Source organism: Priestia sp. SB1 (assembly GCF_038898415.1).
In genome coordinates, this window is record NZ_JBBJSS010000005.1 from 396,858 (window position 1) to 419,709 (window position 22,852).

Consider the following 22,852-nt stretch of genomic DNA (forward strand, 5'->3'; position numbering starts at 1 on the left):
TCCTATTTCTTATTTTTCAAATCTCCAACAAAGCGTCTACCATGTTTCTGTCTTAATTCTGCAAGCGTTTCTTTATCAACTTCTTGCTTACTTCTGAATTTGTTCACTTGATCAATTGCCATTTTAGCTACAGGAAACTTTGCCATTAAAAAACTGTTTCCGACGGTTTTAAGCATTGTATTAATCCCTACGCCACTTTCCAACTTAGAGGAGAAAAGTTTTGGAGGATGTTTTAAACGATATAAGCCACCAATGATAATTAAGAATTTAGCTAGGAATGCAGTTGGCATTGTGACTAGGGAATACATCGGAGTGCCAAACATAATCATTCCAATGATGAAAAGGAATATAGCGTAGTAAAGATGAACGAAAGATAAATCTTTAACATTTGAGAACCAAGTGTCAAAATGATGTCTATGGTCTTTGAACACCCATGCAGTGAGCGCCACGGGACATAAGCAACCCAAACAGATAATATCAAACCACCTACGTCCATTTTGCATTAACACACCGAACATCATAACTAGTAGCACAATGTCAAATCCTAAAAGGGCTATAGTATTTAATCCATCCCACATGATTAGCGGATTCTCTTTAATGTTGGTCATTTGTTTATGACTTAAGTTTATGAATATAGAAGATATATAGTTGAGGAATTGGAACGTCTTTTTGAATAACCAAGGGGCTGCTCCTGCTAATACTGTAGCAACTGGCACTCTCATTCCTATTTCTTTAAGACCTGTTGAATCTTTCTTGCACATCCTTTTAATACCTTCGAAGATTGTTAGGATCACAACTAAACCTGCTGATATTGTCATGAATATGCCTGTCGTATCTGTGAAGTAGTCGTTGTTGAAAAGCATTAGTGGAGTGTAAAGAATAACGCTAGAAATTGTTTTGTAAATCCAAGCTAGAAATTCAATTGAGGCATTAGGTAAAGTACTTGGTGCATTCTTGATTGTGTCACCACCTGAGATTAAGAAGTTCGCTACTTGCTCAAGCTTAGAGAATAAAGATTTGAAATCACCAAACCTTCCACCTCTCTCCTCTATCGCCTTACCTGAGAAGTATCCTTTTGTAACATCTCCATCATCAGTAAAGCTTGCTGCATCAGCCATATTAGCGAATAAGAAAGTACTTGTAACTGCTGCAAATGGTATTATCACCTTTTTTGCGTCTAGAAGGGCATGAAGAACCATTCTGCATTTTTGAATAATTTTACCGCAGTGTAAAGCAAAAGACTTATTAGTGGAACTGCTATCAGACACTGGACGTAACCCTTGATGATGTCGGTAGTCCACGCTGTAGCCTCTTTTTGTTTCCGTAACATTCTGTATGCCCCTGCTGCCATCATAAGTAACATTGCTAGTGCTGAGGATACTACGATTGAACATATTACTACAAACTTCATTAGTGCCAGGAATTCTTTCATTATGCTTGGATCGAGAGTTGTTGTGGTTGCTGCTAATGTGGGGTTTGCAATTGTGAGAGTTATCATTCCAGCCATGTAGGTTGCTTTGAGGATTTTGATTGCGATTTTTCTGTTCTTTTTGTTTACGGCTTTCACCTCCTTTTGGATGTCTTGGATAAAAGTTTCAGCAAGCTTCGTTTCTTTTACTTCGTTAATTTGGTAGCTTTTGTTTACATTGTGATAATTAACGGATGGATTTTGATTTTTCGTGGAGAGATTTAATTTCATCGTGAGCAACCTCCTCTTTTTTAGCATTAGGTTTCTTTTTGTATGTGTTAAACCATTCCATTACAGTTGATGAAGTTAACCCTGCTCCTAACAAAGCAGCTATTTTTAACGCAGCCAATATTTCTAATCCCATTGATGTCATCTCCTTATGATGAGTTACTTTTGTTATATGTGTAGCCTGAATTGTCTTATGCCATATTTTATGTTTTTTAACAACTTTGGCTACACAATTTTGAAATTTATTTTTCTCTATATAGTACTGAAAACATATCGTGCTTCTGCAATGCCACACAAATCCTTACAAAGTAATCCAAAGAAGGTTGCGATTTATTATTAAGCACCCTGCTTAGATTCTTAGCTGGAATACCTGTCAATGCTTCCAAGTCTTTAGGCTTTAATCCTTCTTCATCCATAATCTGCTTGAATTTATTCTTCAGTTGATACGGTGATCCTAAATCATTTGTATTTTTAACTTGATTAAAATTGTAGACCTTCTTTAAATAATCATATATAGCAGCCTTCACAATATCTTCTTCACTGATTACTTCGTCAACGCCTCTTAGCTTACGTTGTAACGTCTCATACTGAGCAACCTCACTCAATTGCCTAACACTATCTTCCTTTAGATTAATTTCGATTTTCATGAATAACACAGCTACCTTTCGTTGATAATAAAGTTAATTAATTAAACAGGAGTTGTCGTAATGTTTAAAGATGCTCTAGATGAATTCTTAGATGAAACTATAGATGGTGGACGTAAATTATAAATAGGAGTGATCAGGATGATTAGACAACTATTTAATGCAATGTGTGAATTTGAGGAAAACTTACCTAGATATAACAAGCCCCATTGGGAAACGGCTTTAGAATATGCAAGCAATGATGTCATAAAGAAAACTGGCATGAACAAAAAGGAGTTGAAAGCTTTGTTGAATTACCTGTACGAAAGACGCATAATCAATTAACTGAATTGTGTTAAATAGTTCTCCTACTTGCTCAAAAATGCTTGAAGAATCGGGTAAAATATCTATTTTATCGTGAACTTCAGGCATTTTTTCAGTTACATGCTGAACATAATTTGGATTGTTCATATTTTGAATATCTTGAATGTATTGGGAAGGGTCTTGGAATTGACCATTCTCTTTTAAGCCTAGATGTAAATGCGCTCCGTTTCCACCTGAGCTACTATATACATGCCCACTGTGTCCACTGTATCCAATTAAATCTCCTTTGTGAATGATATCTCCAGTATGAACAGTTGTATCTGATAAATGACCGTAAATCAATTGGTCGTCTCCTCCATTGAATTTTATCTTCACAGTCAAACCACAGTTAGTACCCCCATAGTCAATCACTTCTGCAACTCCGCTTTCCACAGCTTTCAATTCTTCTCCATCTTTCATTGCAAAGTCAATTCCCGAATGACCCTTAATTCTAAAACCTTCTTGTTGACCAAACATTGATGTGATTTTGTAAGCCAATTTTGACACTTCTTTTCGTTTAAATTTTTGATTGAAAATCGCTTTAACCTTTTCGATTTTTCTGCTCCAAATTTCCGTGGAGTTTTACTTTGAATTTTAAACTCTAAATTTTACTCATGTGTAAGAGGAAGTTTTTTAGAGAAAATAAAATCTATAGCTTTGTCGCCACGTTTTCAACATCTCCCATTTTACGTCTCCATCGTGTCCATATGGTCGCCTATGCAGGGCGACAACGTTAGGCGACAATTATGGCGATGATTGGCGACAATCGGGCGATTGTTTTTATGGTTAAATTTAGTATATTAAAATATGAGATTATCGTTTGCGATACATATTCAGGATATCTTGGGTAGACATTTTCTCCTTCTTCTGTACAGGTTTATTAGAGGGTAGAGATAAGCTGCTAAATTTGGATTTAAATGCTGTATTTGTACGAGGTAAATTCTCAAGTTCTTTTTGTCTCTTTTCTAATATGGCGTCTATCTCAGACAATCTAGTTTGGCACATTGAAAGTCCTGTTAATACAACCATTAGGAAGTTTGATTGTTCGTTATTATAGATTCCTTCAAACACGTCTATCGGTCTATTTGCAAAATCATCAAAGATGGAATTATCTATATTGTCAATGACATCCTCATCTTCTGTGTCGATAATGATTGCTGCTTTACCTATGGAGTCGTATTCGATTGGAGCAAACATAGATTCATTTAGTACTGCCCTAAGAAGTTTCTTCATATTATTAGGATTCAGGCTTAACTTCTCCTTTTCAAGCCAATAAGCAACATCTATGACCTCAGCAATTGAGCAGTATCCTTCTTGTTTAAATAAGTTGATAAAGTCTTTCTTGTCAAAGCTGCCTGATTTAGACGATTCATTTGTGTAGCTGTACAGTGCATAAAAGTGATCAGCAATCGATTGATTTGTTAAGTTGTAAATTTTGGTTTTTCCTATCGATAAGCAGTTTGACTTTGCTTTTTGATTGTCTACAGGTGCAATGCATATTCCTTCAATATTTGATAATTCTTCAAACACCTGTTGGTTATTTATTAATGCAGTAGTGCTCTCTTCATTATGAGGAATAATTGGTATTGCGACCACAGCTTTTTCAGGGTACATATTCGATAGGATACTAATAACTAATGTACTAAGACCACTGCCACTTCCACCTCCTGTAGAAAAACAAACTATAATGACTTCTGCCCTTTCACAGTGTTTATGAAGAAATGATGTTAAAACATCCGTATGTTCTGATATCAATTCGATTGCAGATTGCCTATCGTGCCCTAACCCATCACTACCCAATAGTTTTTGCTTGTCATGTACATATGTTAAACTACCTAAATCTTGAGAAGAATAATTTATTGCTACACCTAAAAAACCTCTTTTCGAAAACTCGTCTGCTACATTTGAGCCTCCGCCACCCAAGCCAACTACTACAACGTCTGTGATCGTCATAATTTCATTCCTCCGTTTGTTTTGATGTGTAACGCTGCTTTTCCGAATTCAGTTAAAAATATAGAGTATTTGTTTGAATTGTGTATTGACTGAATTAAATTAGCTAATTTGAGTCTATTCAAAACTTGATTGAGACTCGACTTAGACATTCCAATCTGTTCTCGAATAACCGATGTTTTAATAGCATAGATTGAATCTATGGCATTGTTTTTATGAAGAAAAGCCATTATACCAATATCTTCTACGTCTAAGTTACTGACTACAATTTCAAAATAATCTTCGTTTGTGTTCAATCTAACTCACTCCCTCTCGCTCATGATTAAGTCTCACTCATTCCCGATTCCTCTTGACCAATCGAGGTTATACTTAATCATACGCACTAGTAGTTTGTCTTGATACACGTTAAATAAATTATTTTAAAAATAAAAAACCACCTTTAATTAAAAGTGGTTTTCCAATTTAACAATTCATTTGGGGAACATTCTAGTTTGCTACATATCTTCTCCATAATTTCAAATTTAATTGATTCTGTTTTCCCATCAGCCAATTTACATAGGTTTGGATATGTAACTCCCACTTCTTTAGCCAGCCAATATCTAGTTTTATCTTTTTTAGCCAATAGTTCATCAATTTTGATTTGCATAATACCATCTCCTTTATTAAATCTTACTACAAATATATATCTTTTGCAATATATACTGTTGACAATGTACACCGTATGTTATAAGATTGTCTTGTAGTAAATAAATTATAAAAGAAAGGGTGTTCTCTACAATGTTAATAAGTGAAAAAGTTACAATAAGATGGCACAATACCACCAAGAAATATTTTGAATCAAAAGGTTACATATTCACAAATCTCAGAGATGAATTTGAAGTCAAGGTTGAAGATTTAACTCATGGTAGCTTCGTACTTGTTGAGTATCAGTGTGACTACTGTAAAGGAAAAAATCAAACAGATCAAAAAAGCAAGATGAAAAAATACAGTGATTTAATCAAAATGAGAAAAACTGGATTAGATTGTTGTGGTCATATAGAGTGCAAAGCAAAGAAAATAAGTCAGGCTAAACTATCCAAACCCGTTCAAAAAGGTAAATCATTAGGAGAGAGATTTCCAGATTTAATCAATCAGTGGTCTGTTAAAAATAATAAATCTCCATTTGATTTCTATTCTGGAAGTCAACAAAAAGTATGGTGGACTTGTGAAAAAGGACACGAATATGACATGTCTGTAACTAATAGAACATCTGGTCTTAAATGTCCTTATTGTTCAAGTAGAAGATTTTCGATTGAAAAGTCACTGGGGTTTAACAATGATAAACTGGCATCCGAATGGCACCCAACTAAAAATGAAGGATTGTCACCATATGATATTATGGCTAAAACAAACAAGAAATATTGGTGGCTGGCTGATTGTGGACATGAATGGGAAAGTAGTCCTAACAATAGAATGAAAGGAAACGGCTGTCCGCATTGTAAAAACAAAAACTCATTAGAGAGCAGCTTGCTATGTGTTGGCTATCCTGACATAGCGCAAGAATGGAATTACAAAAAGAATGAACATATACAGCTTGGAGAAGTAAGTGGTTACACAACTCAAAAAGTATGGTGGATATGTAAGGAAGGTCATGAGTGGGAAGCTAAGGTGCGCTCTAGAACAAATAAACGTACGGAGTGTCCTAAATGTGCTAGATTAAAAGCAGCTCAAAAAAACACTAAAACAACAGATCAATTTAAATCTCAGGTATCTACTTTGGTGGGCGGTGAATATGTTGTATTGAGTGAATATGAAAGCTCTAAAGTGAAAATTAGAATGAAACATATTTCATGTGATAAAGAATACCAAGTAACACCTGATAAATTCCTATCTGGAAGTAGATGCCCACTATGTGCCAGTAATAAAAGAGGTAGGCACTTCTCCAAAACTCATGATCAATACGAAAAAGAAGTTTTTAAATTAACATTAGGAGAATATACGATTTTAGAAACCTACATGGGAAACAAAGTTAAAATAACAATGAAGCACATTGGATGTGGTAACGAATGGAAAGTATCCCCAGATTCCTTTTTACGAGGAAGTAGATGCCCTAAATGTTCGGCTAAATTATCAGGAGAAAAGAGAGCAAAAACACACGATGAATTTATTAATGAAGTCTATAAAATGGTTGGTGATCAATATATCGTACTCAGTAAGTATAAAAATAGTGGTTCAAAAGTAAAAATAAGACATGCTGAATGTACCTATGAATACGAAGTTCGTCCTTATACATTCATCAGGGGAGCTAGATGTCCTATGTGTTATGGCAACGTAAAGAAAACTACTGAGCAATTTAAATCTGAAGTATTTGATTTAGTTGAAGATGAATATCAAGTGTTGGGTGATTATATTAATTCCGATACTAAAATAAAGATGATTCATAATATATGTGGGAATGAATACTATGTAAAACCCGAGAAATTTGTTAATGTTGGTAGAAGATGTCCAGAGTGCTATGGGACAAAGAAGAAAACAACCGAACAGTTTAAAACTGAGATGTTCAATTTAGTTAAAGGTGAATATTCAGTATTGGAGGAATATAATGGGGCAGACTCAAAAATCAAAATACGTCATAATAAATGTTTGCATGAATATGGAGTCACTCCACATAAATTCCTAATTGGAAGAAGATGTCCGATGTGCTCCGATAGGAATAATTCACAAGGAACAAGAGCTGTAAAAAAGTATCTAGAGGATAGACAAATTAATTGTTCCATTGAAGAAACGTTTCCTGAATGTAAAAATAAAAGAGCTCTCCCTTTTGATTTTTATATAGGTAGCTACAATCTGCTGATAGAATATGATGGAGAACAACATTTTTATGCAACAGACCTATATGGGGGGGAAAGAAAAACTAAAACGCACTCAACATAATGATCGAATTAAAAATAAATTCTGCATAGATAATGAAATACCATTAATGAGGATTCCTTATTGGGAACGTGAAAATATTAAAGATATATTGGACGGTATGCTCCCATATTTCGGCATCACAGATGGTACACACAATGAAAAATATATTAATGCTTTTTTAGCAAGTCATCCCAATTGGAACTATGAGGATTATATTCAAATAAAGAATCGTTTGGGGAGATAATAGAACCGTCCTCCCCTATTTTTCTTTTTTAAAGTAAAATTAAAGTAAAAAAATTATAAAAAACTGTAGACAAAAGTATAGATTCGTTATATTATAGTTACAGGGAGTAGGAAAACAATCCCAAAAGCAAATACATAACAAAATAATTATAAAGGAAGTGGATAAATGAGTGGATTTTCATTAGAAGAACAAGAAACGATACTAAGATTTGATCCGAAGGAAAAGGTGTGGACGGTTTATTCGGCTTTACCAAGGCATATGAGCAAACTGAATAATGTAGGCGATATGGAACCTGCACACAAAGATGGTGACCGTATCATTGCAGTCAAAGGATTTTTAGATGAGAAACAAGTTTCCTTTAGAAAGCTAAGAGAAGAAATGACAGAAGAACAAAAACAGGCAGCAGCAGAAAGAATGCGTAAAGCACGAGAAAGTAAATAATACATATTCGGTAGAAAAGTAATTACATATTTAGATATTTAAGTAGTTTGAATGTAAATACATATGAAGAAGATGTTAAATAGAGAAAGGTAATAAATAAACTATAAATTTAAGCTTAGAATTGATGTTGTAAGCAATACATAGAAGAGAATTAAAAAACAAACAAATTATAAAAAGGATAAGGTGAAGAGATGTTAAAAGAAGAAAAGTTAAATGAGGAAAGCTTGTCGTTAAACAAAGATAGTGTAACCAAAGGATCGAAATTCAGTTATCGAGATATTAAAGAGTTTTTACTTAGCAAGATGGAGAGCCATACAATTACTGATAAGGAATATGGATACTGGTTAGATATCGAGAAGTATGGAAATAAAGGTGCAATGGCAAAGAACAGAAAGTTATATGTAAGCGAAATTCGTGAAGAAATGCTTGAATACTACAATAACGGATATTAGTACATAGTATAATACAGTGAGAGGCGGTGAGGAAATTAATGAGTGCTCCTATTGCTTATGAAAAAACTTTAGAATACCATGCAATTACAACCAACAAGCAATACCTTTTGGAAGAATACAGTGAGAAGAATGAGCAATCTCCTAATCAAATTTTGTACTCAAGTACATTTAATGTTTGGTGGAAATGTCCAACATGTGAAAGTGACTATGACATGAACAGTCGCTTTAGAATTAAACTTAATTGTAACTGTCCTTACTGTTCTGGAAGAAGAGTCAATCATACTAATTCCCTTTTAAGCGTCTATCCTGAACTATGCGAGGAATGGGATTATGATAAAAATTCAATAAACCCTAAAGAAATTACGTCTAGAAATCATTCAAAGGTATGGTGGAAATGTAAAGATAAACATGAGTGGGAAGCAAAAGTGTCAAACAGGGTTTCTCTTAAGCAGAAATGCCCATTCTGTTCAGGCAGAAAAGCAACTAAGGATGATAATTTATTGATTGCTCATCCTGATATATGTGAGCAATGGGACTATATTAAAAATAAATCGACACCCGATAAACACAAAAGAACAAGCAGGAAAAAAGTGTGGTGGAAATGCTTAGAAGGTCATGAACAAGAGAAAGAAATTTTAAATAAAGTAAGAAGTCCTCTATGCTCCGTTTGCAATAGTTTAGAATTTAAAAGACCTGATTTAATGAATGAGTGGGACTATGAAAATAATACAGAAATTCCAAGTGGCATCTCATTTAGTTCTGGAAAGAAAGTTCATTGGGTTTGTTCGAAAAATTTTAGCCATAAGTGGTTAGCTTCCCCTCACAAACGTAATGTTGGAAGGGGTTGTCCTTATTGTAATGAATCGAAGGGAGAAAAAGAGATTAGGAACTGGTTAGATGTTAACAACGTAGACTATACCGCCCAAAAAGAATACGCAGGTTTAGTTGGGGTTAAGGGATACCCTCTCTCTTATGATTTCTATATCCCTCGTTTAAATTTACTAATTGAGTATCAAGGTGAATTTCATGATGGTTCGACTTCAGACTATACTAAGTTAAATTTAGAGACTCAAAAAGAACATGACAAGCGCAAAAGAAATTATGCAAAAATTAACGATTTACTACTATTAGAGATTTGGTATTGGGAATTTGACAAGATTGAAGAGATACTTACTGAAATTATAAATTAAGGAGGAATTTATTATTGAAAAACAAGCAATTTTACACTTATAAATTCAAGTCTTCTAGACTTAAAGAGTTTGACTACAACATTGATCTTGAATTTGATGATGCAGCAGAATTCGGAGAAGTAATTGCCCTCTTCGATAATCAAATGTTACGCTCTATTCGCAAAATCCAAGGAACAGAGGTTGATGATGAGTATTTAAGCGAGTTGAATAAACGCAAGAATTACTTAAAGAAGCAAGAACATAGTATTGACAATGCAATTGAGATAAAAAGCATTCAAGATGAAATTAACAGAATGTTATTTATTCCTGAATATATAACGATTGTCATGGACTCGAATTCACATTATGATCGTCTTTATAAAAAGAAGTTAGTCCTAAATGGCAAGGAATTCGTTAGATTCTCCTCGTCTGCTGGTCAGGCAAGGGTTTCTACTGTATGCTTCGTAGAAGAATCTGTGGCTCAACAGTTGCAAATCATTTTAGATAATGGGCGCAACCTAAATAAAAAGCTAGTACCATCGAAATACAATGCCTACAAAGGGCTTTCGGGTAGTGCAACGATGGTTGTATCCACTCCTAGATTCTGCGTAGTTCCTGATTATGAAAGTGAATCGGAATATGAAGTTAACTATGTAACAGAGACTTCTAAAAATGAAGATGACAAAATTGAAGTGAAGAAAGTTAAAGAAATGTTCAATCGTTTTGATGGTCAAGGAATAATTAGCTGCGAACAATCTGAGAAATGGGCTGAAGAATTAGGATTAGATTACGTCCCTGCTCAATGGTGTGTACGTCAAAATTTTATCAAGGGAATGTTAAACACGTTTGACATCAAAAAGTTTTGTGAAGAAATTAATGGCGGTAACTATCTTATTGAAACTTCTTATACAGATGAAAATAACAATAAAAAATTAGCTGATTTATCACAGACGGATGTAATTTTATCAGAAAGCCAGTTCAAGCTTTGGGATAGTTGGGATAGCGTTGAAATTTATCAAGAAAACTGTGAGAAAAATGAGCTTTATTGGGGAGTATCTTTACATAGTCCTAAGAAAGATAAAGATATGCTAAAGATGAATTACCAATTTTTGCAAACATTAAATCTGAACAAATCAGATATTGAAGAGGTTTGCAGTCAATTTGTTAAATGGATCAACGGAGTAAGTCACGAAGATAGCCATTACGCCCTCCTCTTCTTACTTGGCTCTGAAGTAACAGAAGAAAAGATTAAGAACGTTTTAGCTCACGGTGATAATCACTGGTTACGATCACTTATGGTCAATCCTGATTTAATGAAAGATAAACACATCAAAAGAAAAGTCTATGATCTAATCAAGCGAAAAATTAAAGCAGGATGCATGGGACAGATTTTAGTGGATGGTAATTTCCAAACACTCGTGAGTGATCCATATGGAATGATGCAGCATGTTTGTGGCTTAGAAGTAACTGGTTTACTTAAGAAAGGTGAGCATTTCTCACATTATTGGAACAAAAAAGGCGTGAAAGTTGTAGACTCAATGAGAGCACCCCTCACCTACCGCAGCGAACATGTGCTTTTGAATCTACAAGACAATGAAGAAGTTAATAAGTGGTATAAATACAGCTACACGGGAATCATAGTTAATATTCATGGAGTTGAAACAGTCAATTGGGCTGGAAGCGACTTTGATTATGACATTGTTGCTACAACTTCAAATGAAACAATTATAAAAGGTGTTTATAAAGATGAACTACCTATTACATACGAAGCTCCAAAATCAAATAAAAAAGTAATAAAAGATGAAGACCTATTTAAAGCAGATAAGTTTAGCTTTGGAAGTATCATTGGTGGAATTACAAATAAAAGCACAGGAGCATTTGCTCTATTAGCAGACTTAAAAGAAGGAACTAGAGAATACGAAGTAACTCTGAATCGAATTAAGATGTGTACTAAATTGCAGTCTGCTCAAATTGATAAAGCTAAGATTGGAAGAAAAGTCAAAGGTATCCCTCCTCAATGGGTAACGTACCAACGAATAAATCCAGACGACAGTGAGGTGATTAAGGAAGAGAAACAATTCTTAAACAACATCTTACTTGATAGGCATCCTTATTTCTTTAGATATTTATATAAAGACACAAACAGACGTTACAAAAAGCATTATGATGAACAGAATGCCACTTGTCAGCAGAAATTCGGAATGACAATTGATAAATTAAAGTCTAAGAATCGCAAATCAACAGAGGAACTGGAGTTCTTAAGTAAATATCAAGCCACCTCCCCTATCATTGATAGTGATTGTGTGATGAATAATATCTGTCACTACATTGAGTCTGTTGATTTTAACATAAGAAAAATCCTAAAAGATTCTTATGACGAGAACATACATAAGCTTTACATGAACAATGAGTATGAGATTGATGAAGATAAAGTTAAAAAAATTAATAAAGCTCACAAAGACTACAACAAGATGATCAGTCAGTTAATAGCTCAATCTCACTTAGATGCAGAGAATAAAAATGGATTTGATGAGAAGTTAAGTAAAAGCGTAGATGCAAACTACAACTTACTAAAAGAAAAATTCACAGAAATCTCTTCAAACGTCTATGAAATTGTTAACTGTTTGGTTCATTTAGTGTATGAGAAGAACTCTAAGTCAAATAAGGAGATTGTTTGGGAGTTATATGGAGATGTGATTTTTGAAAACGTGTTACGTAACACAAAAGGTAAAATCATGTTACCCATGCAAGATGAGAATGGAGAAATTGAATACTTAGGAAACAAATACAAACTTAAAGAGGTGATTCTATAATATGTACAATTATCCTTACAAGGAGAAAGATTACGCAGAAGTATTATTAAAGAAAGGATTTACATCAAATCATATTAACCACGAGCTTAAGATATTGGGTAAATATTATAAGTCGGTGGGCAAAGACAAAGACGAAATAAAGGAATTAATTGAATCCTTTTGTAAGAAGTACTTGAAAAAGTACAATCGAGTTACACACTTCAAAATGCTTAACACAGTGTTAGGTTATGTTGACAAAGAAGAAAACGTATTAGTGCAAATTGATAGTATTAACATTGCAAAAAATGAAGTTGAATACATCGGTAGCTTAGATATTGATCATATGCATAAGAAGCTACTATTCACCCTTCTAGTCCTAGATAAGCTTAACAAAAGATACAATGAGATTAGAAAAGGAACAGTAGATTTAGAACATTACTTTGGTGGTGGAGCTAAGTATAGAGAGTTATCCTCCACCTCTCACGTTAAGTTTAAAAGAAGCCAGAACATACATATTATTATTGGTGAGTTAGCTAAGTTAGGATTATTAGAGATAAAAAACAAAGGATTTGTAAAACTGTCTTTCGTTTATGAGATTGAAGAATCTAATGTTGTGGAAATTGTTATTAAAGATTTCCAAAGTATCGGATTATATTATGATTTACATACTGAGCAAGATAAGGTTAAACAATGTGAATGTTGTGAAGTACCTATTAAAATGAAAAGCAACAAAACAAAGTATTGTGACACTTGTGCAAAACACATAAAAAACGAGCAAAATAAAAGATATTATAATTTAGGAAAATAGAAAACTCTCAAATCCCTTGTGGCAGTAAGGCTCAAGAGGTGTCCTGCAAAATGCTTATTATGATAGTATTATTAAAATTAAACTCGGTACTGTCGCTTTTTTAAAACTAATAAATTATAAAATATAACATAAAATTAAAACAAGGAAAACTAGGAGGAAATTAAATTATGAACAAAACAGGATTAGTAAATGGAGTAGCAGAGAAATCAGGATTATCTAAGAAAGATGCTGTAAAAGCAGTTGAAGCATTTTTAGATGTAGTTACAGAAACATTAGCAGCTAAAGAAAAAGTACAGGTGGTTGGATTTGGAACATTTGAAACTCGTGAACGTGCAGCTCGTACAGGAAGAAATCCACAAGACGGAACTGAACTACAAATTCCTGCGACTACAGTACCTGCATTTAAGGCTGGCAAGAAACTAAAAGAAGCTGTAAAGTAAGTAAAAGGTTGATTTTATCTAGAAAATACATAACAAATTATAAATAATTCAATCTCAGCGTACCTCATGTGCGTTGAGAAATCTACCGATTAGAGGTACTCATATGGAGAAAATTTACCTGTTAGATACGAATATCTTGTTAGCAGACGCAAACTCAATCAATTCATTCGGTGAGCATACAGTTGCAATCCCCTCTACGGTTATACAGGAGGTCGATTCTAAGAAACGACTAATGGATGAAGTTGGACGAAATGCACGACATGTAAGTAAAGAATTAGATAAATTGCGTAAAAAAGGTAAATTGCATGATGGAGTAGATTTAGACAATGGAGGAAAGTTAATCGTACTGTTCCCTCCCTCCGACTCTCCTATCTATGATCAATTCATGGATAAATCAAACGATACAATTATTATTGCAACAGCTCTAGATACAACTAATAAGAATGAGGACAAAGAAGTAATCTTGGTTAGTAAAGACGTTCTAGTTCGTGTTAAAGCAGATGTAATTGGAGTAAAGGCTGAAGATTATCAAAATGATAAGGTATTAACAGCTTCCGATGACTCTTACACAGGGTTCACAGAATTAGAAGTTGATTCAGAGTACATTAATGAGTTTTATACAAATAAGAAAATAATTGCTCCTCAGCCATTCTGTGAAAATCATTATGTTCTATTGAAATGTGGAAATCAATCTGCCATCACACGTTATAATCATGGACATTTAAACAAACTTTACTCATACACTGAGAAGCCTGTATTTGGGTTAACACACAAGAATATTGAGCAGGTAATTGCTTTAGACTTGCTATTAGACCCTAAAATTCCACTCGTAACTTTACGTGGGAAAGCTGGAACGGGGAAAACACTGTTAGCCCTCGCTGCTGGACTTTCTCAATCACAAGATTATGATACTTACAATAAAGTAAGTGCAGCAAGACCTATTGTTCCACTTGGTAATGACATTGGATTCTTGCCAGGGGAAAAAGAAGAGAAGTTGAAACCTTGGATGCAACCTATTCTTGATAACTTAGAGTTTCTATTTGACTGCAAAGACCAGCAAGAACTAGAACAATTATTGACTGGTTATGAAGGTATGATTCAAGTTGAAGCTTTGACTTACATTCGTGGACGTTCTATTCCTAATCAATTCATAATTATTGATGAGGCACAGAACCTATCGAAACATGAAGCAAAGACTATTTTAACAAGACTTGGGGCTAAGAGTAAGGTTGTTTTGACAGGTGATCCAGATCAAATTGACCACCCTTACTTAGATGCTTATTCAAATGGACTTACATATGTTATTGAGAAGTTTAAAGAATATAGTCAAGCTGGACATATTACTTTAACAAAAGGTGAGCGTTCTGAATTTGCCCAATTAGCAGCAGACATTCTTTAACACATAACTGACATGGCAAATCCTATGTCGCCTAAGCGTTCTACTCTCACACTTTAGTTCCGATATATTAATTATATCGTACTTGTTACATGGTTCATTCTAATTAATTAGGATCGAACAGAAATAACAATGTGGCTCACACAGCACGTACTCAATAGACAATTTGGTCAAGATGACAAAACTGATATCAGAGATTCATTCCAAACCCCTCTTCACTTACAAAAGTTTGTGAGGTGGGGTTATTTTTAATTTATAAGGAGATGTTGTGACATGGCTAAAAAGAGCGAGTCGAATGGACAATTTGAAGGTTTAATCGGAAACGGAAGTTTAAAGATCGATGTGGATATTTCTGAGGCACTTACAGGACTTAAGGCATTACAACGTGAGACTAAGAAGACGATTCATATTTTGAAAGAATTGAAAGAAGAACAATTGATATCTGATAATCAAGTAGATGATTTAATTGAAGAATTGTTAGTTAACAAAGATGGTAATATCGTTACTTATCTGAATAGACGAGGTATTTCTGTAGAGTTTCAAAATGAAGGAATTCGTTGGAAACGAAACAATAATAATGAGGGTTCTAAAGGAGGAAGTGAGAATGGCTAAACAAACTTTAAATTATACTTTTAAAAATGCACAAATTTCATTAGAAAATAACGAGATCGTTGAACATGGTAAAGAGGATATTAAGACTTACGTATTATCTGATATCTTAAAGAAATTCGAAGGTGAAAATAAAACTGTAGATATTACTATTAAAGAAACTTCTGAGCTTGAGGCTGATGAAGTGGACGGAGAAGAATAATGAGCGAGTTAAATCAACTGTTGAAACGTGACTCAGAGGATTTCCAATCATATCATATTCGCCTATTTGAAAACAAAGATGAGTATCAAATTGATTCTCATGAAATTGCTACATTACTAAATAAAGAATATGGTAGTAATTATGATGAAAGTAAATGGCGTAAAGACTTCGCTCAGTATTGCAAATGGAAAGATTACTTAGTTAATAAGAATTTAGATGAAGAGATTGTACAGAAACACGAAGAAATTCGTATTGAATCTGAAAAAGAAAAGGTTCGTAAGCAAGATCAACGTAGAGAATACCAAAAATTGATTCGTGAGCAAGCTCGTATTGAGCATGTTCGAGATGAAATGATTAAAATGTTACATAAGATTATGAAAGCTAAACCTATGCAATGGTTAGAGCGTAAACCCTCCCTTTCTACTGACGGTAGTGAAGGATTGTTAATCCTATCTGATTTACACTTTGGGCTATTCGCTAATAACTATTGGAACAAATTTGATAACGATGAATTTAAAAATAGAATGAAGAAATTGATCTCTAAGACAATCGAACACGGTAAAACTCACAAAGTTAAGAAACTACATTTATTTATGATTGGTGATTTAATTAATGGTTTAATCCATCAAGTAACTCGAATTGTAAATACTGAAGACGCTGTTTCTCAAACTATGAGTGTTTCTGAGATTCTTGCAGAAGTTATTACTACTTTAGCAAATGAGTTTGATGAAGTTAAAATTTATAACTGTCGGGGCAACCATGATCGTGTAACACCTCAGAAGAAGGATGAAATCGCTAAAGAAAGCTTTAATGATTTAATTCCTTGGTATCTTAAAACTCGCCTTGTCAATGTGAAAAATATTGAGTTCATGGTTAACGAGTATGACGATGAAATCATTGTTGCTGAGATTGCTGGAAATACGATATTTGGTGTTCATGGGCATAAAGACCGTATCAATACTATTGCTCAAAACTTAATCATGATGACTAAGAAATTTGCTCAGTATATTGTAATGGGTCATTACCATCACCATGAAGAAAAAGAAGTTCATGATGTAGAAGTAATCATCAATAGTAGCTTCTCAGGCGTAGATGAATATGCAAAAGACATTCGTGCCACAAGTAAAGCAGCTCAGAAATTCATTATCTTTACAAAAGAAGATAAGCGTTTATGTACATATAATATTTTATTAAATCAATAAATTATAAGAAATTTTTCAACTTGGGTAACGAATGACAGGGTAAGCTCCTGTCACCCACTTCTTATTTTACTAGAGGTGAAATCCAATTGATTAATTATCAAGATGTCATTAATGCGCTACCAAAAATATATCAAGATTTCTATTGCGGTATAGAGCATAGTAAGCTCTTTGAATGTAAGAAATGTAAAAATACTTTTCCTAGAAATAAATTCTTCTTTAAGCTGAACAACGGAACTTCTGATGGTATGCTTGGTCACTGTAGAAATTGTGAGAAAACAAAACTGTTTGATAACATTCTTAAGGGTAATATTAATTTCAATAGCATTAATCAGATATTTAAAAATGAGATTCCTAATGGTAAAAAAGTTTGTAAATGTTGCTTGAGCTTGTTAGATGACAACATGGAGACTTTTGCAGGTGCTAGTGCCACCTGTAGAAAATGCTCAGGTGTAAAGCGACTTGAGACAAATTATTACGAGAATATGTTACTTGCCAAAGAAAACAAAAAACGTTGTAAGTACTGTGAAGAAATAAAAGATATTGATGAATTTAATAAAGTAGGAAAAACTAGAATTCAAGAATTTTGTAAAGAATGTAAGGAAGATAATAAGAAAGATAGGCGTTTTTATTATCAAGAATACTTTATTGAAAACAAAGATCGTAAGAAAGAGTACTACAAAGAATGGAAACAAAATGGTGGAATTGAAATTCGTAAAACTTATGAAGGTTCTAGAAGACAGAAGAAACTGGATTTGGAATCAACTTTAACAGTTGCAGAATGGAATGAGTGCCTAAAGTACTTTGGTAACAATTGTGCTTATTGTGGAATTTCTAATGATTTGTCTAAGGAACTATACGACCACTCTCTTCATCAAGAGCATGTCGTTCCAGTAACTAAAGGTGGAGCTTTCTCAAAAGATAATATCGTACCATCTTGTAGAGTTTGTAATTCATCGAAAAATAATATGGATTTAGAAGAATACATAAGTTATGCAAAGGTAAGTCAGGAGAGATATCGAAAGATATTAGAATATCTGAATCTACAAATTATTTAATTTTAAGGAGTGTTTGAATGACTAAAGTTTTTAAATTTCAAGATGAAGAAGAGTGTAAATGTCCAACTTGTGAATTAGCTAATGAGTATTATGTTAATATGCTAAATTCCGAAGATAAGGAAGAATTATATCATTGGGTTGTAGAGTTGGTTGAAGAAGCTCAAAAATTAGGATTCAAAGATGCCTTAATTAGAGACATTGCTTTAAAAGCAGATATCCTTGATGATTTGGAATCTGACTGTTGTTGTGAAGAATGTTGTGACGAGGAATGTAATTTAGATTAATAAATTACAAAAATATATCTCTAATTGAGTGGAGGCTTAAAGATGGCAGAAATGAGCTATGTATATCCTGATAGATTTCTAGAAGAAATGAAAATTAATTCTGCTCTTAGAGATAGACGTATTTTCATCAGCGAAGAAGTTGATCGAGAATCAATGTTCAAAGCGTGTTACTTATTGGACAGAATCGTTGAATTAGATAAAAAAGAAGGAACAAAAAATAGTATCGAATTGATTTTAGATAGTTATGGTGGAGCGATTTATCATGGTCTTGCATTGATTTCTAAAATTGAAACCTTGCGTGAAAATGGATATAAAATTGTTACAACTGTTAATTCCGTAGCTATGAGTATGGGCTTTATGCTACTTTTAGTCGGTTCACACAGACGTGCTTTGAGACATTCACGTATCATGTGTCATCAGCCTAGCTCTTCTACTTGGGGAACATTGCAAGATATGGAAGACTCTGTTGAAGAAGCAAGAATCTTATGGGCTAAACTAAAAGAATTGATTACTAAATACACAGATATCACAGATGAGCAACTTGAAGATATTAAAACAAGACGACAAGATTGGTTCATGTGGAGTGAAGAAGCTAAAAAATTAAATGTAATCGATGAGATTATTTAGGAGGTAGTATTATGGCAGAAGAAAAACAAGAGCAAGTAGTAGAATTTGATACTGAACAGTTACAAGAATTAATGAATGTGTCTGAGCAACTACCCCCTATTGAAATTCAAATGGAAGATTATGATCAAGATGAATTCAACCGTGGAATCAAAGATTCTTCTTACTTAGCAGGGCAAATTACAGCATTGTTAAATGCAGGTGTATCTGAAGGTTTTGTGTTGGACTTCCTATTGAATCAAGCGACTATTGACCACAATATCAAGGCTGCGGAAGTTAACAAGGAAATGAATATCGAAATCGCTAAGAATCAACGTATTACTGTTGAAAAGAATGAACTATAAGATTAAATAACTACATAAAATATACATTTTAAATGAATACATATCTTAATTACTTTATACAGCGTCTATGTTCATAGGCGTTGCAATAAGGCAATTAAGCCTTACCTTCTCATTTCCCCATTATTGATTTTTATAGTATCCTCCCCTCCCCCTCTTGAGGATACTTTCTAAAATTAATAATCCCTATTGGAGTAGCCACATCGGTTACTCCTTATTTGTTTTGAAAGGAGGACATACAAATGGCTACAGGCGATAAAAAAATGTGCGTAAAATGCTTAAAAGAAAAAATAAAAGAACGAAATTTTTATAAAAGTTCATCCAAGTGGCATGGAGATGGATTGTTTCCCTATTGTAAACAATGTCTAAAGGAAAATTTTGACGAAAATTCCATGAGTTCCATAAGAGAAATTCTACGAGCTTTAGATAAACCTTTTCTTCCTGACACTTGGGAAAAAGCAAAAAGTAATCGAAATGAGACTTTGGGAACCTACCTTAAGGATGTTTATTTAAACTTTAGTGATTATACATACGATCAAAGCTGTTTTGACAATAAAACAACATTAGAAGAACCTAAAGAAGTTGTTAAAGTAGAACCAGTGAAAGTTGAAGTAGTTACTGACGAACTAATTAACAAATGGGGAGAGGGCTATTCAATTGACCAACTCAAAGCATTTGAACGCAAATACTCCCTCCTTAAAAATAACTATCAAGAAAAAACAGCAATGCATACAGAAGCCCTCCTAACTTATATTCGTTATCGTGTTAAAGAAGAGATTGCTACTGCACAAGGAGATATTAAATCAGCTAAGGATTGGGGAGCACTTGCACAAAAGGCAGCTCAAGATGCTAAGATTAACCCTTCCCAATTAAGTAAATCAGATTTATCTGATGGATTGGATACCTTTGGTCAACTTGTAAGAAGTGTTGAACAAGCCGAAGATATCATTCCTATTTTGCCTCAATTTAAAGAGCGTCCTCAAGATAAGGTTGACTTTGCCCTACTCTGTTATATCAACTATGTTCGTGACCTTAAAGGATTACCTTTAGCTACATATGATGAAGTTTATGCATTCTACGAAGATCGTAAAAAAGAATACGCTTCTAGGAATGGTGAAGAATGAGTTCTTATTCTAATTTCCAATCACAAAACGCAAAGAATAAAAATGATAGATACGATATTTATAATTCTGCATTCAATTCATCAGTAGAAGCTAAAGGTCAAACAGAAGTAGATAATTTCACAAAAAACCTAGACAAATATAGTGACTTCGTTAGTTGGGCTAGATGGCATCCAGATTTGTTTTGGGATTTAATTACGCCAGAGACAGGTGGGATACGTTTAGATTTAGATCAGCGTATATTTTTAAGAAGTATAGCTAGGTTTATATCTTCATATGGAGTATTCCCTCGTGGATATGGTAAAACACTGCTTGAGATAATGGGAATGTATCACGCTGCAATCTTCTTCCCTGACATTGAAATTTCCATGACTGCTCAAACACGAGAAAATGCAGCTAAGTTAGTGGATGAAAAACATCGTGAGCTAACAAAATTCTATCCCCTATTGAAGAATGAAATCACTAAATACTCTAGCTCCAAAGATAGTGTTGAGGTCTTATTTACATCTGGAGGTAGGATTGATTGTTTAGCGAATAACCAATCTACAAAAGGAGCACGTCGAAAAAGGCTAAATGTTGAGGAGGCAGCACAGTTAAATGCTGCTTTGTTTGATGATGTCTTAGAGCCGATTGTAAACGTTCCTCGTAGAACAATTGGTAGGCAAGCATTAGTTAACCCTGAAGAATTAAATGGCTCAATTAACTTCTTTACTACTAGTTGGTATAGAGGTACGGATGAGTTTGAAAGAAATATTCAGATGGTTGACGATATGGCTAACCTAAAAGGAAAAATTGTATTAGGTTCAGACTGGCAATTAGCTTGTGAATTTGGACGTGGTGAGACTAAAGCACAATTATTAGATAAAAAGGCTAAACTCTCCCCTACTTTCTTTGCACTAAATTATGAATCTAAATGGGTTAAAAGCGCATAGCCCCCTATAATAGTGATATTGTAGAGTAAATCCAGTGAACCTGTAAATACAGGGTGTCCTTCTAATGAAGGGCTATCGGTGAAAATCTAACATTTTGTTTATTGGAAAGGTGTTGTTAATAATGCGGAAGTGGAATATTGAAACTGTGAATCAGTTTGTTAATGATAATAGCCAGTCTAAATTATTAACGACAGAATACAAAAACACAAAAACTTTAATGAACTTTGAGTGTCACTGTGGGACTTCATACGATACTACTTTCGAAAGATTTAAATTAGGTAAAAAACAATGTTTAAAATGTGCTCAAAAGGAACATGTTGACAGTCAAAGATTGGGATATGACTTTGTTAATAAGTATATATCAGATTCTGGCTGTAAATTAGTTTCTACTGAATATGTGAATACTAAATCAAAATTAGATATTATTTGCCATTGTGGAGAACCTTTTAAAAAATCATTTGAAAAGTTCAAAAAGTCTAAAAGTTGTGTTGCTTGTTCCTATAAGAAAATATCAGATTCTCAAACTTTTACATATGAAGAAGTAAAATCATTTGTAGAAAATAATAGCAATTGTAAGCTGTTGAGTGAATCATACATGTCTATTGAATTACGTCTTAAATTCGAATGCGAATGTGGGAATCCGTTCTCTACTACGTTTTCTAGCTTCAAGCATTCAAACCAAAGATATTGTAAAACTTGCACAAAATCTCAGTCTAAGGGTGAATTTATCATTGAATCATATTTGAAAAATAGAAATTTAAAATATGAACCTCAGTATAAATTTGATGATTTAACAGCTAAGAATGGTCGGCAAAAATTAAGATTCGATTTTGCCGTACTTGGAGATGAAATTACTCTTATTGAGTTTGATGGTAAACAGCATTTTAATCCCGTAGAGTACTTTGGAGGAGAACCTGCTCTTAAAGTTTTACAATACAATGACAAACTAAAAAATGACTATTGCTCAATAAATGGTTTTAAGCTTATTAGAATTGCTTATTATGACATAGAGAATATATCTGATATTTTAGAACAGCATTTGATTCAATAAATAAAATTATGATGATACCGAGCCAAGCTCAGAAATGAGAAGGTGTAACGACTATTCCTTATGGAAGTAGCTTTAAGGTGAAATTCCTTATTGCGAAGCGCTGGACAGCTAATGTATTTAGTTGATGATATAGTCTAATCCCCTATTAAAATATCGGGAAACCGA

Annotated in this window: 27 protein-coding genes; 19 read left to right on the plus strand and 8 right to left on the minus strand. The window is 33.6% G+C overall.

Annotation, left to right across the window (positions count from 1 at the left end; genetic code table 11):
• Positions 1-2: 2 nt before the first annotated feature.
• From WKH56_RS20775 to WKH56_RS20810, 8 genes are all read right to left on the minus strand, one after another.
• On the minus strand, positions 3-1,118 hold the full coding sequence (locus WKH56_RS20775) for a hypothetical protein (RefSeq protein WP_342836562.1): 1,116 nt from the start codon (positions 1,116-1,118) through the stop codon (positions 3-5).
• A gap of 59 nt (positions 1,119-1,177) precedes the next feature.
• Complete coding sequence (locus tag WKH56_RS20780; RefSeq protein WP_342836564.1) at positions 1,178-1,699, minus strand: hypothetical protein; 522 nt, start codon at positions 1,697-1,699, stop codon at positions 1,178-1,180.
• Complete coding sequence (locus WKH56_RS20785; protein WP_342836566.1) at positions 1,656-1,832, minus strand: hypothetical protein; 177 nt, start codon at positions 1,830-1,832, stop codon at positions 1,656-1,658. The genes WKH56_RS20780 and WKH56_RS20785 overlap by 44 nt, the downstream gene beginning before the upstream one ends.
• A 106-nt stretch (positions 1,833-1,938) precedes the next feature.
• The gene (locus WKH56_RS20790; RefSeq protein ID WP_342836568.1) at positions 1,939-2,343 is read right to left on the minus strand and encodes a helix-turn-helix domain-containing protein; all 405 of its coding nucleotides are present in this window, start codon (positions 2,341-2,343) and stop codon (positions 1,939-1,941) included.
• A gap of 219 nt (positions 2,344-2,562) precedes the next feature.
• Positions 2,563-3,180 (minus strand): M23 family metallopeptidase, encoded by a 618-nt coding sequence (locus tag WKH56_RS20795; RefSeq protein WP_342836569.1) that lies wholly within the window; start codon positions 3,178-3,180, stop codon positions 2,563-2,565.
• Between the two features lie 315 nt (positions 3,181-3,495).
• Complete coding sequence (locus tag WKH56_RS20800; RefSeq protein WP_342836570.1) at positions 3,496-4,635, minus strand: FtsZ/tubulin family protein; 1,140 nt, start codon at positions 4,633-4,635, stop codon at positions 3,496-3,498.
• Complete coding sequence (locus WKH56_RS20805) at positions 4,632-4,928, minus strand: MarR family transcriptional regulator (RefSeq protein WP_342836571.1); 297 nt, start codon at positions 4,926-4,928, stop codon at positions 4,632-4,634. The genes WKH56_RS20800 and WKH56_RS20805 overlap by 4 nt, the downstream gene beginning before the upstream one ends.
• Positions 4,929-5,071: 143 nt before the next feature.
• Positions 5,072-5,278, minus strand: a complete 207-nt coding sequence (locus WKH56_RS20810; protein ID WP_342836572.1) for a helix-turn-helix domain-containing protein — start codon at positions 5,276-5,278, stop codon at positions 5,072-5,074.
• A gap of 131 nt (positions 5,279-5,409) precedes the next feature.
• Between WKH56_RS20810 and WKH56_RS20815 the strand changes: the two genes are divergently transcribed.
• The 19 genes from WKH56_RS20815 to WKH56_RS20905 all read left to right on the plus strand — a co-directional run bounded on the left by WKH56_RS20815 (position 5,410) and on the right by WKH56_RS20905 (position 22,687).
• Positions 5,410-7,545 carry a zinc-ribbon domain-containing protein gene (locus WKH56_RS20815; RefSeq protein ID WP_342836573.1) on the plus strand — a complete coding sequence of 712 codons (2,136 nt, stop codon included), beginning with the start codon at positions 5,410-5,412 and terminating at the stop codon, positions 7,543-7,545.
• A complete protein-coding gene (locus tag WKH56_RS20820) occupies positions 7,493-7,768 on the plus strand; it encodes a hypothetical protein (protein ID WP_342836575.1) in 276 nt (91 codons plus the stop codon). The genes WKH56_RS20815 and WKH56_RS20820 overlap by 53 nt, the downstream gene beginning before the upstream one ends.
• A 165-nt stretch (positions 7,769-7,933) precedes the next feature.
• Entirely contained in the window at positions 7,934-8,209 is a 276-nt protein-coding gene (locus tag WKH56_RS20825; RefSeq protein ID WP_342836576.1) for a hypothetical protein, read from the plus strand.
• A gap of 191 nt (positions 8,210-8,400) precedes the next feature.
• Complete coding sequence (locus tag WKH56_RS20830; RefSeq protein WP_342836577.1) at positions 8,401-8,661, plus strand: hypothetical protein; 261 nt, start codon at positions 8,401-8,403, stop codon at positions 8,659-8,661.
• A gap of 38 nt (positions 8,662-8,699) precedes the next feature.
• A complete protein-coding gene (locus WKH56_RS20835) occupies positions 8,700-9,851 on the plus strand; it encodes a zinc-ribbon domain-containing protein (RefSeq protein WP_342836578.1) in 1,152 nt (383 codons plus the stop codon).
• Positions 9,852-9,865: 14 nt separating this feature from the next.
• Complete coding sequence (locus WKH56_RS20840; protein WP_342836580.1) at positions 9,866-12,643, plus strand: hypothetical protein; 2,778 nt, start codon at positions 9,866-9,868, stop codon at positions 12,641-12,643.
• Between the two features lies 1 nt (position 12,644).
• A complete protein-coding gene (locus WKH56_RS20845; protein ID WP_342836581.1) occupies positions 12,645-13,430 on the plus strand; it encodes a hypothetical protein in 786 nt (261 codons plus the stop codon).
• 167 nt (positions 13,431-13,597) lie between these two features.
• Positions 13,598-13,870 (plus strand): HU family DNA-binding protein, encoded by a 273-nt coding sequence (locus WKH56_RS20850; RefSeq protein WP_342836583.1) that lies wholly within the window; start codon positions 13,598-13,600, stop codon positions 13,868-13,870.
• A gap of 103 nt (positions 13,871-13,973) precedes the next feature.
• Positions 13,974-15,269 carry a PhoH family protein gene (locus WKH56_RS20855; protein ID WP_342836585.1) on the plus strand — a complete coding sequence of 432 codons (1,296 nt, stop codon included), beginning with the start codon at positions 13,974-13,976 and terminating at the stop codon, positions 15,267-15,269.
• Positions 15,270-15,539: 270 nt separating this feature from the next.
• Positions 15,540-15,878 (plus strand): hypothetical protein, encoded by a 339-nt coding sequence (locus WKH56_RS20860; RefSeq protein WP_342836586.1) that lies wholly within the window; start codon positions 15,540-15,542, stop codon positions 15,876-15,878.
• Positions 15,871-16,077: a YonK family protein gene (locus WKH56_RS20865; RefSeq protein WP_342836588.1), complete on the plus strand. Its 207-nt coding sequence runs from the start codon at positions 15,871-15,873 to the stop codon at positions 16,075-16,077. Before WKH56_RS20860 ends, WKH56_RS20865 begins: the two co-directional genes overlap by 8 nt.
• Positions 16,077-17,279, plus strand: a complete 1,203-nt coding sequence (locus WKH56_RS20870; protein ID WP_342836589.1) for a metallophosphoesterase — start codon at positions 16,077-16,079, stop codon at positions 17,277-17,279. Before WKH56_RS20865 ends, WKH56_RS20870 begins: the two co-directional genes overlap by 1 nt.
• A gap of 86 nt (positions 17,280-17,365) precedes the next feature.
• Positions 17,366-18,334 (plus strand): HNH endonuclease, encoded by a 969-nt coding sequence (locus WKH56_RS20875; RefSeq protein ID WP_342836590.1) that lies wholly within the window; start codon positions 17,366-17,368, stop codon positions 18,332-18,334.
• Positions 18,335-18,351: 17 nt separating this feature from the next.
• The gene (locus tag WKH56_RS20880) at positions 18,352-18,618 is read left to right on the plus strand and encodes a hypothetical protein (protein ID WP_342836592.1); all 267 of its coding nucleotides are present in this window, start codon (positions 18,352-18,354) and stop codon (positions 18,616-18,618) included.
• Between the two features lie 42 nt (positions 18,619-18,660).
• Positions 18,661-19,245, plus strand: coding sequence for an ATP-dependent Clp protease proteolytic subunit (locus WKH56_RS20885; protein WP_342836594.1), 585 nt, complete (start codon positions 18,661-18,663; stop codon positions 19,243-19,245).
• A gap of 11 nt (positions 19,246-19,256) precedes the next feature.
• Complete coding sequence (locus tag WKH56_RS20890; protein ID WP_342836596.1) at positions 19,257-19,586, plus strand: hypothetical protein; 330 nt, start codon at positions 19,257-19,259, stop codon at positions 19,584-19,586.
• Positions 19,587-19,825: 239 nt separating this feature from the next.
• Positions 19,826-20,707: a hypothetical protein gene (locus WKH56_RS20895; protein WP_342836597.1), complete on the plus strand. Its 882-nt coding sequence runs from the start codon at positions 19,826-19,828 to the stop codon at positions 20,705-20,707.
• A complete protein-coding gene (locus WKH56_RS20900) occupies positions 20,704-21,636 on the plus strand; it encodes a Rossmann-fold NAD(P)-binding domain-containing protein (RefSeq protein WP_342836598.1) in 933 nt (310 codons plus the stop codon). The genes WKH56_RS20895 and WKH56_RS20900 overlap by 4 nt, the downstream gene beginning before the upstream one ends.
• Before the next feature lie 121 nt (positions 21,637-21,757).
• Positions 21,758-22,687, plus strand: coding sequence for a hypothetical protein (locus tag WKH56_RS20905; RefSeq protein WP_342836599.1), 930 nt, complete (start codon positions 21,758-21,760; stop codon positions 22,685-22,687).
• The last annotated feature ends 165 nt before the right edge of the window (positions 22,688-22,852 follow it).

Coding starts and splice junctions, on each gene's coding strand:
- WKH56_RS20775 (WP_342836562.1), bottom strand. CDS start 1,118: ATGGCTGATGCAGCAAGCTTTACTGATGATGGAGATGTTACAAAAGGA.
- WKH56_RS20780 (WP_342836564.1), bottom strand. CDS start 1,699: ATGAAATTAAATCTCTCCACGAAAAATCAAAATCCATCCGTTAATTAT.
- WKH56_RS20785 (WP_342836566.1), bottom strand. CDS start 1,832: ATGGGATTAGAAATATTGGCTGCGTTAAAAATAGCTGCTTTGTTAGGA.
- WKH56_RS20790 (WP_342836568.1), bottom strand. CDS start 2,343: ATGAAAATCGAAATTAATCTAAAGGAAGATAGTGTTAGGCAATTGAGT.
- WKH56_RS20800 (WP_342836570.1), bottom strand. CDS start 4,635: ATGACGATCACAGACGTTGTAGTAGTTGGCTTGGGTGGCGGAGGCTCA.
- WKH56_RS20810 (WP_342836572.1), bottom strand. CDS start 5,278: ATGCAAATCAAAATTGATGAACTATTGGCTAAAAAAGATAAAACTAGA.
- WKH56_RS20815 (WP_342836573.1), top strand. CDS start 5,410: ATGTTAATAAGTGAAAAAGTTACAATAAGATGGCACAATACCACCAAG.
- WKH56_RS20820 (WP_342836575.1), top strand. CDS start 7,493: ATGCAACAGACCTATATGGGGGGGAAAGAAAAACTAAAACGCACTCAA.
- WKH56_RS20825 (WP_342836576.1), top strand. CDS start 7,934: ATGAGTGGATTTTCATTAGAAGAACAAGAAACGATACTAAGATTTGAT.
- WKH56_RS20830 (WP_342836577.1), top strand. CDS start 8,401: ATGTTAAAAGAAGAAAAGTTAAATGAGGAAAGCTTGTCGTTAAACAAA.
- WKH56_RS20835 (WP_342836578.1), top strand. CDS start 8,700: ATGAGTGCTCCTATTGCTTATGAAAAAACTTTAGAATACCATGCAATT.
- WKH56_RS20845 (WP_342836581.1), top strand. CDS start 12,645: ATGTACAATTATCCTTACAAGGAGAAAGATTACGCAGAAGTATTATTA.
- WKH56_RS20850 (WP_342836583.1), top strand. CDS start 13,598: ATGAACAAAACAGGATTAGTAAATGGAGTAGCAGAGAAATCAGGATTA.
- WKH56_RS20855 (WP_342836585.1), top strand. CDS start 13,974: ATGGAGAAAATTTACCTGTTAGATACGAATATCTTGTTAGCAGACGCA.
- WKH56_RS20860 (WP_342836586.1), top strand. CDS start 15,540: ATGGCTAAAAAGAGCGAGTCGAATGGACAATTTGAAGGTTTAATCGGA.
- WKH56_RS20865 (WP_342836588.1), top strand. CDS start 15,871: ATGGCTAAACAAACTTTAAATTATACTTTTAAAAATGCACAAATTTCA.
- WKH56_RS20870 (WP_342836589.1), top strand. CDS start 16,077: ATGAGCGAGTTAAATCAACTGTTGAAACGTGACTCAGAGGATTTCCAA.
- WKH56_RS20880 (WP_342836592.1), top strand. CDS start 18,352: ATGACTAAAGTTTTTAAATTTCAAGATGAAGAAGAGTGTAAATGTCCA.
- WKH56_RS20885 (WP_342836594.1), top strand. CDS start 18,661: ATGGCAGAAATGAGCTATGTATATCCTGATAGATTTCTAGAAGAAATG.
- WKH56_RS20890 (WP_342836596.1), top strand. CDS start 19,257: ATGGCAGAAGAAAAACAAGAGCAAGTAGTAGAATTTGATACTGAACAG.
- WKH56_RS20895 (WP_342836597.1), top strand. CDS start 19,826: ATGGCTACAGGCGATAAAAAAATGTGCGTAAAATGCTTAAAAGAAAAA.
- WKH56_RS20900 (WP_342836598.1), top strand. CDS start 20,704: ATGAGTTCTTATTCTAATTTCCAATCACAAAACGCAAAGAATAAAAAT.
- WKH56_RS20905 (WP_342836599.1), top strand. CDS start 21,758: ATGCGGAAGTGGAATATTGAAACTGTGAATCAGTTTGTTAATGATAAT.